Origin of the sequence: Variovorax sp. V35 (assembly GCF_041154465.1) — a bacterium.
GTDB classification, from domain to species: Bacteria; Pseudomonadota; Gammaproteobacteria; order Burkholderiales; family Burkholderiaceae_C; genus Variovorax; species Variovorax boronicumulans.
Genome location: NZ_AP028666.1, coordinates 224734 through 241395, shown reverse-complemented (window position 1 = coordinate 241395; position 16662 = coordinate 224734). Strand labels below are relative to the sequence as shown.

Annotated in this window: 15 protein-coding genes and 1 riboswitch; of the genes, 6 read left to right on the top strand and 9 right to left on the bottom strand. The window is 69.5% G+C overall.

Translation table 11 applies throughout. The features are described 5' to 3' along the window. Window positions 1-234 precede the first annotated feature (234 nt). Genes ACAM42_RS01150 through ACAM42_RS01140 form a run of 3 tightly spaced genes read left to right on the top strand, consistent with a single transcriptional unit; the run spans window position 235 to window position 2958 of the window. On the top strand, window positions 235-1008 hold the full coding sequence (locus ACAM42_RS01150) for a ferredoxin--NADP reductase (RefSeq protein WP_062473986.1): 774 nt from the start codon (window positions 235-237) through the stop codon (window positions 1006-1008). A 28-nt stretch (window positions 1009-1036) separates the two neighbouring features. Then, a complete protein-coding gene (locus tag ACAM42_RS01145) occupies window positions 1037-1804 on the top strand; it encodes a TetR family transcriptional regulator (RefSeq protein ID WP_307638564.1) in 768 nt (255 codons plus the stop codon). After that, window positions 1759-2958 carry an amidohydrolase family protein gene (locus tag ACAM42_RS01140; protein ID WP_265298794.1) on the top strand — a complete coding sequence of 400 codons (1200 nt, stop codon included), beginning with the start codon at window positions 1759-1761 and terminating at the stop codon, window positions 2956-2958. The genes ACAM42_RS01145 and ACAM42_RS01140 overlap by 46 nt, the downstream gene beginning before the upstream one ends. Before the next feature lie 28 nt (window positions 2959-2986). Here ACAM42_RS01140 and ACAM42_RS01135 read toward each other — a convergent pair whose 3' ends face one another. The 4 genes from ACAM42_RS01135 to metH form a co-directional block, all read right to left on the bottom strand. After that, the gene (locus tag ACAM42_RS01135; protein ID WP_070063556.1) at window positions 2987-3400 is read right to left on the bottom strand and encodes a GtrA family protein; all 414 of its coding nucleotides are present in this window, start codon (window positions 3398-3400) and stop codon (window positions 2987-2989) included. A 10-nt stretch (window positions 3401-3410) separates the two neighbouring features. Next, window positions 3411-4400, bottom strand: coding sequence for a glycosyltransferase family 2 protein (locus ACAM42_RS01130; RefSeq protein ID WP_369630865.1), 990 nt, complete (start codon window positions 4398-4400; stop codon window positions 3411-3413). After that, window positions 4397-6154: an ArnT family glycosyltransferase gene (locus ACAM42_RS01125; protein ID WP_369630864.1), complete on the bottom strand. Its 1758-nt coding sequence runs from the start codon at window positions 6152-6154 to the stop codon at window positions 4397-4399. The genes ACAM42_RS01130 and ACAM42_RS01125 overlap by 4 nt, the downstream gene beginning before the upstream one ends. A 100-nt stretch (window positions 6155-6254) precedes the next feature. After that, entirely contained in the window at window positions 6255-8969 is a 2715-nt protein-coding gene (gene metH / locus ACAM42_RS01120) for a methionine synthase (protein WP_235926909.1), read from the bottom strand. Between the two features lie 70 nt (window positions 8970-9039). Then, window positions 9040-9115: riboswitch (S-adenosyl-L-homocysteine riboswitch) on the bottom strand. A 132-nt stretch (window positions 9116-9247) separates the two neighbouring features. Between metH and ACAM42_RS01115 the strand changes: the two genes are divergently transcribed. Together ACAM42_RS01115 and ACAM42_RS01110 are read left to right on the top strand one after the other, a co-directional pair. Then, complete coding sequence (locus ACAM42_RS01115) at window positions 9248-10303, top strand: triacylglycerol lipase (protein ID WP_235926910.1); 1056 nt, start codon at window positions 9248-9250, stop codon at window positions 10301-10303. An 11-nt stretch (window positions 10304-10314) separates the two neighbouring features. Beyond that, a complete protein-coding gene (locus tag ACAM42_RS01110) occupies window positions 10315-11226 on the top strand; it encodes a lipase secretion chaperone (protein WP_369630863.1) in 912 nt (303 codons plus the stop codon). Window positions 11227-11247: 21 nt separating this feature from the next. Here ACAM42_RS01110 and ACAM42_RS01105 read toward each other — a convergent pair whose 3' ends face one another. Next, entirely contained in the window at window positions 11248-11685 is a 438-nt protein-coding gene (locus ACAM42_RS01105) for a PACE efflux transporter (protein ID WP_062473998.1), read from the bottom strand. Between the two features lie 101 nt (window positions 11686-11786). Between ACAM42_RS01105 and ACAM42_RS01100 the strand changes: the two genes are divergently transcribed. After that, window positions 11787-12707, top strand: coding sequence for a LysR family transcriptional regulator (locus ACAM42_RS01100; RefSeq protein ID WP_369630862.1), 921 nt, complete (start codon window positions 11787-11789; stop codon window positions 12705-12707). A 6-nt stretch (window positions 12708-12713) separates the two neighbouring features. Here the strand turns inward: ACAM42_RS01100 and ACAM42_RS01095 are convergent, their stop codons facing one another. From ACAM42_RS01095 to hutG, 4 genes are all read right to left on the bottom strand, one after another. Next, the gene (locus ACAM42_RS01095; protein WP_369630861.1) at window positions 12714-13496 is read right to left on the bottom strand and encodes an SH3 domain-containing protein; all 783 of its coding nucleotides are present in this window, start codon (window positions 13494-13496) and stop codon (window positions 12714-12716) included. A 78-nt stretch (window positions 13497-13574) separates the two neighbouring features. Then, window positions 13575-14624, bottom strand: coding sequence for a homocysteine S-methyltransferase family protein (locus ACAM42_RS01090; RefSeq protein ID WP_070064057.1), 1050 nt, complete (start codon window positions 14622-14624; stop codon window positions 13575-13577). A gap of 56 nt (window positions 14625-14680) precedes the next feature. Beyond that, window positions 14681-15838, bottom strand: a complete 1158-nt coding sequence (locus tag ACAM42_RS01085; RefSeq protein ID WP_369630860.1) for a histidinol-phosphate transaminase — start codon at window positions 15836-15838, stop codon at window positions 14681-14683. Beyond that, a complete protein-coding gene (hutG, locus tag ACAM42_RS01080; RefSeq protein WP_369630859.1) occupies window positions 15835-16656 on the bottom strand; it encodes an N-formylglutamate deformylase in 822 nt (273 codons plus the stop codon). The genes ACAM42_RS01085 and hutG overlap by 4 nt, the downstream gene beginning before the upstream one ends. Window positions 16657-16662: the final 6 nt, after the last annotated feature.

Below are 16662 nucleotides of genomic sequence, written 5' to 3'. Positions count from 1 at the left end.
CGGCGGCTTTCGTTTGTGTAGCATCCCCTACACTTTCATGTTGCGTTCACTACATCAAAGGTCAATGTAGCAAACAGGCCCGATGCTTGCAATGGTGTTTTCTCGCGGTGTTCATCGGGGTTTTTCCGACCAACGACAATGGAGGGTTGCTAGCCGGCCGATGGCGGACGCCCCAAAGGCGTGCATTTCGGCTCAGCCACCCTTTTCTGTCTTCAACCAACACTTGAGTTCTGTATGAGTGCATTCAGCGAAGAACGCGTCCTGAGCGTCCACCACTGGACCGACCGCCTGTTCACCTTCACCACCACGCGCGACCCGGCGCTGCGCTTCTCGAACGGTCATTTCACGATGATCGGCCTGAAGGTCAATAACAAGCCCCTGCTGCGCGCCTACAGCATCGTGAGCCCGAACTACGAGGAGCACCTGGAGTTCCTGAGCATCAAGGTGGAAGACGGCCCGCTCACCTCGAAGCTGCAGCACATCCAGGTGGGCGACACCGTGATCGTGGGCCGCAAGCCCACCGGCACGCTGCTCATCGACTACACGCTGCCGGCCAAGCGCCTGTACCTGTTCGGCACGGGCACCGGCCTGGCGCCGTTCATGAGCATCATCCGCGACCCCGACACCTACGAGAAGTTCGAGCAGGTCATCCTGGTGCACGGCGTGCGCCAGGTCGACGAGCTGGCCTACCACGACCTCGTGACCGACCATCTGCCCAAGCACGAGATCCTGGGCGAGATGATCGCCAAGCAGCTGCTGTACTACCCCACGGTCACGCGCGAGGAGTTCCGCAACCAGGGCCGTGTCACCGACCTGATCGAGAGCAACAAGCTCACCGACGACCTGGGCCTGCCCCCGCTGAACGTCGAGGAAGACCGCGTGATGCTGTGCGGCAGCCCCGGCCTGCTGGTCGACCTGAAGCACATCCTGGAAAAGCGCGGCTTCAAGGAAGGCAACACCTCGACGCCGGGCGACTTCGTCGTCGAACGCGCCTTCGCCGAGAAGTAAGACCCGACACACAGGCGCTGCGCGCACGATGGCCGACTCCCGCTCCGTCAGCAAGCCCAAGCCCCAGCGCCGCACCGGCGTGCGCGAGGCCGCGGCCCAGGCCACGCGCGACAGCATCCTCAAGGCGGCGACCAAGGTGTTCGCCAAGTACGGCTACGACGGCGGCAGCGTGGAGAAGATCTCCAAGGCCGCCAAGTCGTACGACCGGATGATCTACTACTACTTCGGCAGCAAAGAGGGCCTGTTCATCGCGGTGCTCGAAGGCATCTACCAGCGCATGGACGATGCCGAAGCCGCCATTGCGCTCGACGCCTCGCGGCCCGTGGAAGCGCTCACCGAAGTCATCCGCTTCGTGCTCGGCTACTACCGCAAGAACCCCGAGTTCGTCACGCTGCTGAACACCGAGAACCTGCACAAGGGCCGGCACATCTCGAAGTCGCTGCGGGCGCGCGAGTACTCGTCGCGGGCGGTGGCCATCATTTCGGAAATCCTTGCCAGCGGCGCGGCCCAGGGCCTGTTCCGCACCGACCTCGTGGCGCGCGACATCTACCTGCTGATCGCGTCCACCGGCTATTTCTACACCTCGAACCGGCACACGCTCACGGCCTTCCTCGGCGAGCCGCTGGAGTCGCCGGAAGCCGTCGCGCACTGGGAAGATTTCGTGATCGAGACCCTGCTGCGCACCGTGCGCGCGGACGAGGCATCGGACAACCGCACCCCTTCCCCACCCCACGACGAGGACACAACGAAATGGCAGAAATCGCAGCCGGCGCAAAGTCGGGCAAGGTCGTCATAAAGAACATCGGGCTGCTGCTCTCGGGCGACATCGACAAGCCCATCCTCGACGCCGACACCCTGGTGGTGAACGACGGCCTGATCGTGGCGGTCGGCAAGGAGAAAGACTGCGACCTCGAAGGCGCCGTCACCGTCATCGACGCGAAGAAGACCTGCGTCGCACCCGGCCTCATCGACAGCCACGTGCACCCGGTGTTCGGCGACTGGACGCCGCGCCAGGGCCAGATCGGCTGGATCGACTCCACCATGCACGGCGGCGTGACCACCATGATCTCGGCCGGCGAGGTGCACCTGCCCGGCCGCCCGAAGGACATCGTCGGTCTGAAGGCGCTGGCCATCACCGCGCAGCGCGCCTTCGACAACTTCCGCCCCGGCGGCGTGAAGGTGCTCGCCGGTGCGCCGGTCATCGAAAAGGGCATGGTCGAGAGCGACTTCAAGGAACTCGCCGAAGCCGGCGTGGGCCTGCTGGGCGAAGTGGGCCTGGGCTCGGTGAAGGCCGGCTACGAGGCCAAGGAGATGGTGGCCTGGGCGCGCAAGTACGGCATCCAGAGCACGATCCACACGGGCGGCCCCTCGATCCCCGGCTCGGGCCTGATCGACAAGGACGTGGTGCTCGAGGCCGACGCCGACATCATCGGCCACATCAACGGCGGCCACACCTCGCTGCCCGAGGCGCATGTCTGCGAGCTGTGCGAGAAATCGTCGCGCGCCATCGAGATCGTGCACAACGGCAACGAGAAGGTCGCCATCGCGGCGGCCCGGGCGGCGCTCGAACTGAAGTGCCCGCACCGCGTGATCCTGGGCACCGACGGGCCCGCGGGCTCGGGCGTGCAGCCGCTGGGCATCCTGCGCATGGTGGCGATGCTGTCGTCCATCGCGAACATCCCGGCCGAGCTGGTGTTCTGCTTCGCCACCGGCAACACGGCGAAGATCCGCAAGCTCAACTGCGGCCTGATCGAGGTGGGCCGCGCGGCCGACTTCGTGTTCATGGACCGCGCCCAGCATTCGCCCGCGCCGGGCCTGCTCGAAAGCGTGCAGCTGGGCGACATCCCGGGCGTGGGCATGGTGATGATCGACGGCCTCGTGCGCTGCGGCCGCAGCCGCAACACGCCGCCGGCCACCGAGATCCCGGTGGTGGTGTCGGGCGGGCACTGAACCTGAGTGCACGCGCCCCGCGGCGGCCTCAGCCGCCGCTGCGGTGCGAGCGGAAGACCAGGTAGCGCGCCGAGAGAAAGTTGGCGCCCAGGCCCGCGATGCTGCCCAGCGCCACGCCGAGCGCGGCGGCCCAGCGGCCTTCCACCCAGTGCAGCGTGAGCACGTAGGTGCCGTAGTTCAGCACGGCGCCGGCCAGCATGGTCGTGAGGTAGCCCAGGTATTCGCGCCAGACCGAACGCCCCGTGGCGGCGCCGGCCGCGCTCGCCGCGAAGGTGTAGCGGCGGTTGTAGAGCCAGGTGGTGGTGGCGGCGGCCAGGAACGACACGACGCGCGCGCCGTACCACCCCAAGAGCGGCGCCAGCAGGTAGAGCACCGTCACGTCCACCACGAAGCCGATCACGCCGGCCACGGCGAACGAGAGGAACTCGCGCCCGATCTTCATCGCGCCGCCGTCAGTGCGCGCGCAGGCTCTTGCGCAAGCTCTCGCGCACGCAGGGCTGCGCCAGGTAGCGCAGCCGCTTGGCCTCCTGCCGGCCGAGCGTGACGGTGTGCATCACCACGCCGCAGACGAAGGACAGCAGCGCCGCCAGCATCGCGCCGGTGGCGAGCACCGCCGTGGGCAGCCGCGGCACCAGGCCGGTGTGGGCGTAGGTCATGAACAGCGGCAGGGCCAGCGCGAGCGCTGCGATCGCGAGCACGGCCGCGACGATCGAGAAGAACTGCAGCGGCCGCTCGCTCACGAACAGCTTGCCGATGGTCTTCAGGATGCGCCAGCCGTCGCGGTAGGTCGAGAGCTTGCTGTGCGAGCCTTCGGGGCGCGTGCTGTAGGCGGTCGCTTCCTCGGCGTAGGGCATGCGCAGCTCGAGCGCGTGCACGGTCAGCTCGGTCTCGATCTCGAAGCCCTGCGACAGCGCGGGGAACGACTTGGCATAGCGGCGCGAGAACACGCGGTAGCCCGAGAGCATGTCGGTGAGGCCGCCGCCGAAGAGCTGCGCCACGGTGCCCGTGAGCAGCCAGTTGCCGAAGCGGTGGCCGGCGCGGTAGGTGAGCGCGTCCTGGCCGTCGTCCACGCGGCTGCCGACCACCATGTCCAGGTTGCCCTCGATCAGCCGCGCGATGAGGCGCGGCGCGGCGGTGGTGTCGTAGGTGGCGTCGCCGTCGACCATCACGTAGATGTCGGCCTCGACGTCGGCGAACATGCGCCGCACCACGTTGCCCTTGCCGCGCGCGGCCACGTGCGTGACGATCGCGCCGGCCGCGCGGGCCACGGCGGCCGTGTCGTCGGTGGAGTTGTTGTCGAAGACGTGGATCTCGGCGCCGGGCAGGGCCGCGCGGAAGCCCTCGATCACCTGGGTGATGGCCAGGGCCTCGTTGAAGCAGGGAATGACGGCGGCAATGCGCGGCATGGCGGACACGGGGGCGGGTCGGTGGTCGGTCGTCATGGAGCGGTCGTCGGAAGGAGTCGGTAGGCGCGGCTGCCGTCTTGGTCGTGCAGCAGGCCATAGTACTGGTCGAAGCCGGGCCGCACGCTGAGCACTTTCACCATCTCGGGCGACATGACGACGGTGGTGAAGCCCTCGGCCGCCAGCTTGCGCGCCGTGTCGCCGGGCGACATCAGCAGGTAGTCGCGGTAGCGCCAGCGCCCCAGCGTGTCGCCCCAGATCGGGTTGGGGCCGTAGTAGATCGCCTCGTTCAGCGCAATCTGGTAGACGCGGCCGGTCACGTTGCGGCGCACGTAGTCCATCACGCCGTAGCCCGGCACGTGCTTGCGCAGGAAGGCCTCGCGCGCCTCGGGCGTGAGCGAGATCATCGACACCTTGGTGGCCGTCTGGCCCACTGACACGGCGGCCAGCACGGCCAGCAGCAGCACCACGATCCAGTCGCCGACGCCGGCGCCGCTGCGCGGGCCGTCGGCAGCGACTGCAGCGGGCGCTGCGCGCAGGCGGCGCACGCCCGCCGCGATCCAGCCGAACAGCACCTGCCAGCCCACGGCCGCCATCATGGCGAGCAGCGGGAACGAGGCCATGAGGTAGCGCGGATAGCGCGAGGTCACGACCCACACGGCCACCGAATACAGGCAGAACCAGCCCGCCGCGCGCACGGCGGCGGAGCGCTTCCACCACACGCTGAAGGGCGCGAGGAACACCGACCAGATCAGCGCGTTGGGCATCTCGGCGTGATCTCGCACGTCGGCCACCTGCTGCACGTAGTCGGCCGGCACCCATTCGGTGAAGCCGAACACGCGCGCGCCGATCGGGTTGAAGGGGTCGCCCGTCATGATCGCGTTGCGTGCGTACCAGTAGATGCACGGGATCAGGAAGCACAGCAGCGCCGGCGCCCAGGCTTGCAACAGGCGGCGCTCGTGGCGCACCACGAACAGCGCCACCAGCGGCAGGAAGATCAGCGCCTGGTACTTGGAGCCCGCCGCCACGCCGAGGCAGAACGCCGCCAGGCAGAGCCAGCGCGTGCCGTCGCGCAGCGGTTCGGATTCGCGCCACCACCACAGCGCCACGAAGGCCGACAGCACGAACAGCGCGACGCCCATGTCGATCAGCGCGTTGGCGTAGTCGCCCATGCCCAGCCAGATGGCCGCGCCGATGCAGGCGGTGAGCCGGTTGGCGTGCAGGATGCCCAGGCGGAAGATCATCAGCACCGACAGCGCGCCCGCCAGGGCGTTGAGGAAGTGCGGCAACACGTCGTCGCCCACCTGCAGCGCGGCGGCGTACAGCAGGTTGTAGTTGTACGGGAACCAGGGGTAGCGCAGCCAGTCGTGGATGCCCAGCGTGCCCTGCTGCGCCACGAGGCGCGCATACGGCAGGTGGTACATCAGCTCGTCGAAGGCGGCCGGCGGTGCGAGCGGCGCCACCAGCGCGGGCAGCGCGACCAGCGCCAGCGCGATGGCGGCGATGCGTTCGAAGCGGGTCCACGGCGGCGTGGCGGGCGCGGCTGCGCGCAGCGCACGCACCTCGGCGCGCCAGCCGCGCCACTGCCACGCGGCGGCCACGACACCCGCGCCGATCAGGCCCAGCGTGGCCTCGCGGCGGAAGAGCCCGAAGATGGCCAGCGCCTGGAAGGCACAGATGTAAAGGCCGACGCCGAGCGCGGCCGACATGGCCGCCTCGAGCCAGGCGTCGCGGCGCGAGGGCGGGCGCAGGCGCGCGAGCACCGCGCGGCCGGCACCCCAGCAGGCAATCACGAAGATCGCGAACTGGGCGTAGTGCGCGGCGGCAAAGATCAGCTTCTGAATATCAACTCCCGTGGCCGGTCACTCCGGTCGCGCCGACCGGCCGGCAGGTTCAAAGGTTCGGCGCCAGCAGGCGCTCGAGCTCCGCTTCGCTCGTGCGGCGCCGCGCGGCCTGGTCCTGCAACTGGTCGTGCCCGATCTTGCCGACGTTGAAGTACGTCGCATCGGGGTGCCCGAGGTAGAAGCCGCTCACGCTGGCGGCGGGCATCATAGCGAGGCTCTCCGTCAGGGTCATGCCAATGTCCGCGCAGTTCAGAAGGTCGAACATCGGGCCCTTCACGCTGTGGTCGGGGCAGGCCGGGTAGCCGGGCGCGGGGCGGATGCCGCGGTACTTCTCGGCAATCATGTCGTCGTTGCTCAGGCCCTCGTGGGGCGCGTAGCCCCACAGGTCGGTGCGCACGCGGTGGTGCATGGCTTCGGCAAAAGCCTCGGCCAGCCGGTCGGCCAGGGCCTTGAGCATGATGGCCGAGTAGTCGTCGAGGTCGTCGATGAAGAACTTCTCTTTCTTCTCGACGCCCAGGCCGGCCGTGACGGCGAACACGCCGACGTAATCCTTCACGCCGCTGTCCTTAGGGGCGACGAAGTCGGCCAGGCAGCGGCTGGGGCGCATCACGCCGTCGATCATCTGCTTCTCGGTCTGCTGGCGCATGCCGTACCAGGTGAGCGCGACTTCGCTGCGCGTCTCGTCGGTGTACAGCTCGATGTCGTCGTCGTTCACCGTGTTGGCGGGCCAGAAGCCGACCACGCCGCTGGCACTGAGCCAGCGCCCTTCGATGAGGCGCTTGAGCATGCGCTGGCCGTCGGCGTACACGCGCACGGCCTCGGTGCCGACGATCTCGTCCTTCAGGATGGCGGGGAACGGGCCGGCCAGGTCCCAGGTCTGGAAGAACGGGCCCCAGTCGATGTACTTGGCCAGCTCGGTGAGGTCGAAGTTCTTGAACACGCGCCGGCCGATGAACTTGGGCACCGTGGGCACGAAGTTCGCGAAGTCGACCGGCGTCTTGTTGGCGCGCGCCTTGGCCAGCGGCCACATCGGCACCTGCTTCTTGTTGGCGTGCTGCGTGCGCACCTTCTCGTAGTCGGCGTTGATCTCGTCGATGTACGCGGTGGCCTGGTCCGAGAGCAGCGACTGCGCCACGCTCACGCTGCGCGAGGCATCGGGCACGTAGACCACGGGGCCTTCGTAGTGCGGCGCGATCTTCACGGCCGTGTGCACGCGGCTGGTGGTGGCGCCGCCGATGAGCAGCGGGATCTTCTTGATGCGGAAGTGGTCGTCCTTCTGCATCTCGCCGGCCACGTACTGCATCTCTTCGAGGCTGGGCGTGATGAGGCCCGACAGGCCCACGATGTCCGCGCCCTCGACCTTGGCCTTCGCCAGAATTTCGTGGCACGGGACCATCACGCCCATGTTCACCACTTCGAAGTTGTTGCACTGGAGCACGACGGTGACGATGTTCTTGCCGATGTCGTGCACGTCGCCCTTCACGGTGGCGATGATGATCTTGCCCTTGGTGCGCACGTCGCGGCCCGCGGCCTCGTCCTGGCGCTTTTCTTCCTCGATGTAGGGAATGAGGTGGGCCACGGCGGACTTCATCACGCGCGCCGACTTCACCACCTGCGGCAGGAACATCTTGCCCTGGCCGAACAGGTCGCCCACGATGTTCATGCCGTCCATGAGCGGGCCTTCGATCACGTGCAGCGGACGCCCGCCCTTGGCGAGGATCTGCTGGTAGGCCTCTTCGGTGTCTTCGACGATGAAGTCGGTGATGCCGTGCACCATGGCGTGCGACAGGCGCTGGTTGACGTGCACCGGGTGCTCGGGCGTGCCGCGCCATTCGAGCTTCTTGCTGTCGTCCTTGGCGCCGCTCTTGGCGGTCTCGGCCACTTCGACCAGGCGCTCGCCCGCGTCGGGGCGGCGGTTGAGCACCACGTCTTCCACGCGCTCGCGCAGCGTGGGTTCGAGGTCGTCGTACACGCCGACCATGCCGGCGTTGACGATGCCCATGTCCATGCCCGCCTGGATCGCGTGGTACAGGAACACGGTGTGGATGGCCTCGCGCACCGGGTCGTTGCCGCGGAAGCTGAAGCTCACGTTGCTCACGCCGCCCGACACCTTGGCGCCGGGCAGGTTCTGCTTGATCCAGCGCACGGCGTTGATGAAGTCGACCGCGTAGTTGTCGTGCTCCTCGATGCCGGTGGCGATGGCGAAGATGTTCGGGTCGAAGATGATGTCTTCGGGCGGAAAGCCCACCTCGTCGACCAGCACGCGGTAGGCGCGTTCGCAGATCTCGATCTTGCGTGCGTAGGTGTCGGCCTGGCCCTTCTCGTCGAAGGCCATGACCACGGCGGCCGCGCCGTAGCGCTTGACCAGCTTGGCCTCGTGCTTGAACTTGTCCACGCCCTCCTTCATGGAGATCGAGTTGACGATGCCCTTGCCCTGGATGCAGCGCAGGCCGGCCTCGATGACCTCCCACTTGGAGCTGTCGACCATCACCGGCACGCGCGCGATGTCGGGCTCGCTGGCGATGAGGTTCAGGAAACGCACCATGGCGGCCTTGCTGTCGAGCATGGCCTCGTCCATGTTGATGTCGATCACCTGCGCGCCGTTCTCGACCTGCTGGCGCGCGACGGCCAGGGCGTCCTCGAACTGGCCGTTGAGGATCATGCGCGCGAAGGCCTTGGAGCCGGTGACGTTGGTGCGCTCGCCGATGTTGACGAACAGCGAGCCTTCGCCGATGGCGACCGGCTCGAGGCCGGACAGCTTCATGGGAGGGGGAGCGACGGGAGCGGAAACGGATGCGGGAATCTGGGACATGGCCTCACCTGCGGAAGAGTCGGACAGGCGAGCGTCGTTGTCGCCCCAAGCCTGACGATTCGCCTCTGTGGCGAACCGCTGCAACGCTCCTTGGGAAGTCGCGCATTTTAGGTCGATTCGATTGCGCCCTGGGAAAACCCCAGTTTTCATTCCTGCACGTGTCAACAGAATGCGCCCACCGTTTCTGAACGAACGTTCGTGTTTTTAACCAAACGTAAGGGAGTTCGCCGATGGCCAGGAAGTGGAATGTCCGGTTGCAGCATGCAGCCACCCCGATGCGCGCCGTGGCCTTGAGCTGCGGCCTCCTGGCCGCCGCGGCCCTCGCGGTTCATGCGCCACCGGCGCGTGCCGCCGCCGGCGACAGCGCCACGCGCGTCGAGGCCCGCGTCACCTCCGACACGGCGAAGACCAAATACCCGATCGTGCTGGTCCACGGCCTGCTGGGCTTCGACAACCTGCTGGGCGTCGACTACTTCTACGACATCCCCGGCAGGCTGGCCGCTGCGGGCGCCAAGGTGTACGTGGCGCAGGTGTCGGGCACCAACACCTCCGAGATCCGCGGCGAGCAGCTGCTGCAGGAGCTCAAGACCATCCGCGCGCTGGAGCAGAACCCCACGCTCAAGTTCAACCTGATCGGCCATTCGCAGGGCTCGCCCACGGTGCGCTACGTGGCGGCGGTGGCGCCCGACATGGTGGCCTCGGTCACGTCGGTGGGCGGTGCCAACGGCGGCTCGAAGGTGGCCGACCTGCTCGCCAAGCTGCCCGAAGGCGGCATCGGCCAGACCCTGGTGGTGAAGGCCGTCGGCCTGCTGACGGGGCTGATCGGCTTTCTCTCGGGCAAGGACCCGAGCCAGCTGCCCGAAGTGCCGCTGAACGCGCTGGCCTCGCTAACCACGGCGGGCGGCGCGGCCTTCGACGCCAAGTTCCCGCAGGGGCGCCCCGCGCCGGGCTCGTCGTGCGACGTGAAGAGCGGTGCGGCCGTGGCCAACGGCGTGCGCTACTACTCGTGGTCGGGCGTGTCGACCAGCTTCAACCTGTTCGACCCGAGCGACACGGCGCTGTCGACGCTGGGCAGCCTGTTCTTCTTCGGCGAGGCCAACGACGGCCTGCTCGCGGTCTGCACCACGCGCCTGGGCACCCACCTGGGCGACTACCGCCAGAACCACCTGGACGAGGTGAACCAGGCCTTCGGCAACACCTACGGCAGCCAGTTCCCGTACTACGAGAAGAAGCCGCCGGAGCTGTTCAGGGAACAGGCCGCGCGACTCAAGAGCGCGGGGCTCTGAGGACGCTGCGCATGCGCGGTGTGGCCTTGACCATCGGCGCCGTCGCGCTGGTGGCCGCGGGGACCGGCTGGCTGGCGCTCGGCCCCGGGGCGGCCGATGCGCCGCAGGCCGCCGCGCCGCGCACCACGGCAGTGGTCGCGGTGCCCGGCATGTCCCCGCCGGTGCCCCAAGCTGCCACGGCCCCCGACCCCCTGCTCACCAGCGACCTCATCACCCTCTTCGACCAGGTGCTCGCCGAAGCGCAGGCCGACAGCAAGGCCACGCTGATGGCCCGCGCGCCCGCCCTGCTCGCCCAGCGCCTGCGCGAGGACTGGCGTGTGCGCGCGCTGGGCCTGCTGGAGCGCTACGTCGACATGCAGGAGGCCCTGCGCACCCTGCAGCCGCCCGCGCCCGGCGACCCGGCCTTTTTGCGCCGCAGCCTGGAGGCGCGCGAGGCGGTGCGCCGGCAGTTCTTCGCGCCCGAGGAAATCGAAGGCCTGTTCGGCGACCAGATCCGGCAGGACCGGTTCATGGCCGAGAAGATGGAGTTGCTGTCCAACCCCGGCCTCACGCCCGAGCAGCGCGCCGCGGCGCTGGCCCAAAGCGAGCAGGCCTGGCTGTCGCCCGCGCAGCGCGAGGTGCGCAAGGAGGCGGTGGCCCATCTGGACGTGATGCGCCAGACCGAGGCGCTGCAGGCGCGCGGTGCCAGCCCCCAGGAGCGCTTTGCCGCGCGCAGCGAGGCCTACGGCTACGAGGTGGCGCGCGGCCTGGCCACGCTCGACCAGGAAACCCAGGAATGGAATGCCCGGCTCGACCGCTACGCCAGCGCGCCCGAGGCCGAGCGGGCCCAGCTGCGCGAGACGCTCTTCAATGAGAGCGAGCGCCTGCGCCTGAGCGGTTCCCTTGCGATGCGCTCGGCCGCCGCGCCCAAGCCGGCGCGATAAATCCGTTAAGTAAGCGCATGCTTACGCAGGCTGCGCTTCGCCCATGGCCGAAGCCGGCAGGCCGAACACGCGGTCGAAGGCCCAGTTGAAGACGAAGGTGTAGACCAGGAAGAACACCACCAGACCCAGGTCCATCACCAGCGCCTGCCAGAGCGACACGCCCAGGCCCCAGGCCAGCATCGGCACCAGGAAGGCGATCAGGCCGCCCTCGAAGCCGATGGCGTGGGCGATGCGGCGCTTCAGGCTGCGCCCGCGCACCGCCTGGCGCGACTCCCAGCGCTCGAACAGGGCGTTGAAGGTCAGGTTCCAGATCACCGCGATCACCGAGGCGCCCACCGCCAGCAGGCCCGAGTGGCCGAGCCCCGCGTCCGACATCAGGGCCAGGCCGGCGCTGGCCGCCACGATGGCAATGCCCTCGTAGAGGGAGATGTAAACGATCCGACGCTGAAGGCCCTGCATGACTGTTTCTCTGTGTGTTTGACTGCGATGGAGGGACTTTATTTGCTTTTAGTTGATATAAAAAGTTAACTTATTTCAGTTTTATTGATAGATCGGGCGCCATGGCTTTCTCCAGCGACAACGTCGAGGTCTTCCTGGCCGTGATCGACCACGGCTCCTTCTCGGCCGCCGCACGGGCGCTGCGCAAGGTGCCGTCGGCCGTGAGCATGGCCATCGCCAACCTGGAGGCCGAGCTGGCGCTGCCGCTGTTCGACCGCAGTGGCCGCGAGCCCCAGCCCACGTCCGCCGCGCGCTCGCTCGAACCGCAGGCACGGCTGCTCGCGGCCCAGCTGCGGCAGTTGCAGGTGCAGGCGCTGGCGCTCACGCAGGGGTTGGAAGACCGGCTCACGCTGGCCATCGCGCCCGAATTGCTGGCCGCGCCCTGGAGCGGGCCGCTGGCCGCGCTGGCCGACGACTACCCGCTGCTGCAGGTCGAGGTGCTGGCCGCGCCGCAGGCCGACGCGCTGGCGCTGCTGCACAGCGGCCGGGCGCAGCTGGCGCTGGTGTTCGAGCGCCCCAGCCTCGACGGCCGCGAGGGCTTCCAGGAGGTGGGCAGCGACACCATGGTGGCCGTGATGGCGCCCGAGCACCCCGTGCTGCGCGCGGCGGCCGGCGGGCGCCTGCGCGAGGAGCACCTGACCAACACGCGCCAGATCGTGGTCGCGGGGCGCGACCTGGCCACCAGCGACCCGCGCTTCGTGTTCGCGCGGCATGTCTGGCGCACCGACAACGCGCTGGCCGCGCTGAGCCTGATCACCGCCGGGCTGGGCTGGGGCTGGCTGCCGCGCAACTTCGCGCGGCCACACGTGGCGGCGGGCGCGCTGGTCGAGATTCCGTTCGAGAACCTCAGCAACGGGCTGGACCTGTGGGTGGACGTGGTGTGGTCGCGCGAACGGCCGCTGGGCCTGGGCGCGCAGCGCTTCGTGGCGCTGATCGCGCGCGACCGGCAGGCGGCGGCCGGCATCGAAACGCCGGCCGTGTGAGCCGGGTCAATTCTTTCCGTGGCCGTGGCCGTGCCCGCCTCCACCGCCGTGCCCGCCTCCACCGCCGTGCCCACCGCCCCCACCGTGCGGACGCCCTCCGCCACCCCCGCCGCCCCCACCGGGCCGGCCGCCGCCCGGATGCGGATGCGACACGCCCGGCGGCGGCCCGGGCCGGAAGCCCGGCTGCGGGCGCGGCGGGCGGAACCCGGGGTCGACGGGCGGCCGGATGCCCGGCCCGTGCGGGGGACGAACCCCAGGTCCATGAGGTGGACGGACCCCAGGTCCGTGGGGCGGACGCACGCCAGGCCCCGGCCAGGGCCGCGGCTGCCAGCCCGGGTGCACGGGCGGCGGCGGACGCCAGCCTGCGATCGGCGGCGGCGGGGGCCGGTGGCCCCACCAGCGCCGGTCGCCGTACCAGGGGCGGTCGCGGTAGTAGTCGGCCCAGTAGCTGCCGATCACGAAGCTCACGATGGGCACGCCGATGACCGCGCCGTAGGTGGCCAGCGGCACGCGCTGCTGCTGGTAGGCGTAGTCGAGGTTCCTGGCCCAGACCCAGCCGCGCCCGCCGTCGGGCAGCACCACGTCGCACCAGCCGTAGCCGCTGGTGCAGCCGACCACGTCGACCGGCTGCCCCGGCCCGAGCCGTGCCACCAGCGGGTAGTCGCCCGAGGGCCCGGCGCGCAGGTTGACCGCGCCGCGCGTGAAGGCCTGCTGCGCCGCCGCCGCAAGCGGCAGCAGCAAGACGAGCGCGCCCAAGGCAGCGCGGCGCAAGAAGGATGTGGCGTTCATGGGAGGCTCCTGTGCGCCCCAGCGTAGGCGTGGGGCGGGGAGCCGTCAATCAGCCGAGGGCGCGCGCGGCGCCCGGCTTCAGGCGGCTTCCTTGTAGAAGCCGTTGCTGTTCAGGAGACGGCCCTTCGCAGGCGCCACCGCTGCACCGATCGCCGCGATGTGGTCCGGCGTGGTGCCGCAGCAGCCGCCCACGATGTTCACCAGCCCCTCGGCCGCGAACTCGTGCAGCAGGCGCGAGGTGACGTCGGGCGTCTCATCGAAGCCGGTGTCGCTCATCGGGTTGGGCAGGCCGGCGTTCGGGTAGCAGCTGATGTAGGTGTCGCCCGCCACGCGCGCCAATTCCTGGATGTAGGGGCGCATGAGCGTCGCGCCCAGCGCGCAGTTCAGGCCGATGGCCAGCGGCTGCGCATGGCGCACGCTGTGCCAGAAGGCGGTGACGGTCTGGCCGCTGAGGATGCGGCCCGAGGCGTCGGTCACCGTGCCGCTGATGATCAGCGGCAGGCGCTGGCCGCTGTTGTCGAAGTACTCGTCCACCGCGAACAGCGCGGCCTTGGCGTTGAGCGTGTCGAAGATGGTCTCGACCAGGATCACGTCGGCGCCGCCTTCGACCAGCGCTTCGGTCTGCTCGTAGTACGCGGCGCGCAGCGATTCGAAATCGACGTTGCGTGCGCCCGGGTCGTTCACGTCGGGGCTGATGCTCGCCGTCTTGGGCGTCGGGCCGAGGGCGCCGGCCACGAAGCGCGGCTTGTCGGGCGTGCTGTACTTGTCGCAGGCCGCGCGCGCCAGCTTGGCCGATTCGAGGTTCATCTCGCGCGCCAGGTGGGCCATCTTGTAGTCCTCCTGCGCGATGGTGGTGGCGCCGAAGGTGTTGGTCTCGATGAGGTCGGCGCCGGCCGCGAGGTAGGCCTCGTGGATGTCGGTGATGACGTCGGGGCGCGTGAGCGACAGCAGCTCGTTGTTGCCCTTCACGTCGCGCTCGAAGTCCTTGAAGCGCTCGCCGCGGTATTGCTCTTCGGTGAGCTTGAAGCGCTGGATCATCGTGCCCATCGCGCCGTCGAGGATGGCAATGCGGTTGGCGAGGATGCCCGGCAGCGCCTGGCCGCGGGTATAGATGAGGGGCTTGGTCATGTCCGCGATTGTAAAAACCCCGGTCTGGCCCGGCGCGCAGGCGGGTCTTGCCGGCGTCAGCCCTGCCCGCCCGCGATCTCCGCCAGCGCCTGCACGAAGCGCGCGTTGTCCGCGTCGGTGCCCACCGACACGCGGATGAAGGTCTCGAAGCCCGGCTCTTTCCAGGGCTTGACGATGATCCCGCGCGCCAGCAGCGCCTCGTTGACTGGCGCGTTGGGCCGCCCGAGGTCGACGAACAGGAAGTTGGCCGCCGAAGGCGCGATGCGCAGGCCCGGCCAGACCGACCCGGCCAGGGCGCGAAGCTGCGCCGCCAGCGCCTCGCGCTGTTGCACGGTGCGCGCCACCGCCTGCGCCATGAAGGCCTCGTCGCCCCAGGCCGCCAGCGCCGCGGCCTGCGCCGCCAGGTTCACGTTGAAGGGCGTGCGCACGCGGTCGAGCAGCTGCACCAGCGCCGCGTCGGACGCCATGCCGTAGCCCACGCGCAGGCCGGCCAGGCCCCAGGCCTTGGAGAAGGTGCGCAGCACGATCCAGGGGGCGCGGCCTTCGCCGGCCGCCTGCCATGCGCGCAGCAGGGCGAGCACGTCGGGGTAGCCGGGCGCCAGCCGCGCATATTCGTAGTAGGCCTCGTCCACCACCAGCAGCGTGCCCGCGGGCACCGCCGCGAGCAGGCGTGCGAAGTCGCCCGCATCGAACATGCAGCCGACCGGGTTCGAGGGGTTGGCCAGCATCACCACCTTGGGCCCGCGCGCGAGCGCGGCGCACCAGGCCTCCAGGTCGAAGCCGAGTTCCGGCGTGAGCGTCAGCAGCTCGACCTGCGCGCCCATCATGCGCGGGTAGATCTCGTGCAGGCCGAAGGCCGGGCGCTGCGTGAGCACGCGGTCGCCCGGCGACAGCAGCGCCTGGCACAGCATCTGCAGGATGTCCTCGGAGCCGTTGCCGATCACCACCTCGCCGGGCTGCGCGCCGGTGCGCTGCGCGATGGCGGCACGCAGCGCCGTGGAGTTGGCGTCGGGGTAGGTGCCCGCGCGCGCCGCCAGGTCGACCAGCGCACGCGCCACCGCGGGGCTGGGGCCGTACGGGTTCTCGTTGCTCGCCAGCCGCGCGATCTCGCTGACGCCGTAGCGCGCGCGCACGGCGTCCGAGGACAGGCCGGCGTTGTAGGGCGGCAGCGGCGGCACCTCGGGGCGCGCGAACGCGTGGATGGCGGCGCTCACCGGGCGCCGCCATCGACGAAGGCCAGCACGGCTTCCAGCATGCGGCGCACGTGCGGCTTCACGCCCGCGGCCACGTCGGGCAGGTAGTCGAAGGGCAGCGCTTCCTGCATGTAGCTCGACTGGGTCATCTCCAGCTGCACCGCATGCACGCCGCCGGCCGGGTTGCCGTACTGGCGCGTGATGTGGCCGCCCTTGAAGCGGCCGTTGAGCACGCCGGTGTAGCCCGGCGCCGATTCGGCGATGCCGCGCAGCGTGGCGGCCAGCGCGGGGTCGCAGCTCTTGCCGTCGGCGGTGCCCAGGTTCAGGTCGGGCAGCTTGCCTTCGAAGAAGCGCGGCAGCACGGAGCGGATCGAGTGCGCGTCCCACAGCGCGACGGTGCCGTGCGCGGCCGTGAGGCGGTCGAGCTCGGCCTGCAGCTGCTGGTGGTACGGGCGCCAGACGGCCTCGCGGCGTTCGGCAACTTCTTCGTCGGACGGGTGGTCTTCGGGCTTCGCATAGACCGGCGTGTCGTCGAAGGTGTCGACCGGGCACAGGCCGGTGACGCTCTGGCCCGGGTAGAGGCTGGCGCCGTCCGGCGGACGGTTCAGGTCGACCACGTAGCGCGAGTGCGTGGCCACGAGCACCGAGGCGCCGAGTGCGTCGGCGAAGTCGTAGAGCTGCTCGAGGTGCCAGTCGGTGTCGGGCACGTGGCGCGCCTCGTCGGTGAAGCGGGCGGCCAGTGCGGGCGGCACGTGCGTGCCGACGTGCGGCATCGAGATCAGCAGCGGGCGCGTGCCCTGGCGGAAGCGGAACGCCGGTTCGGAGGTGGTGAAGGCCATGGGAAT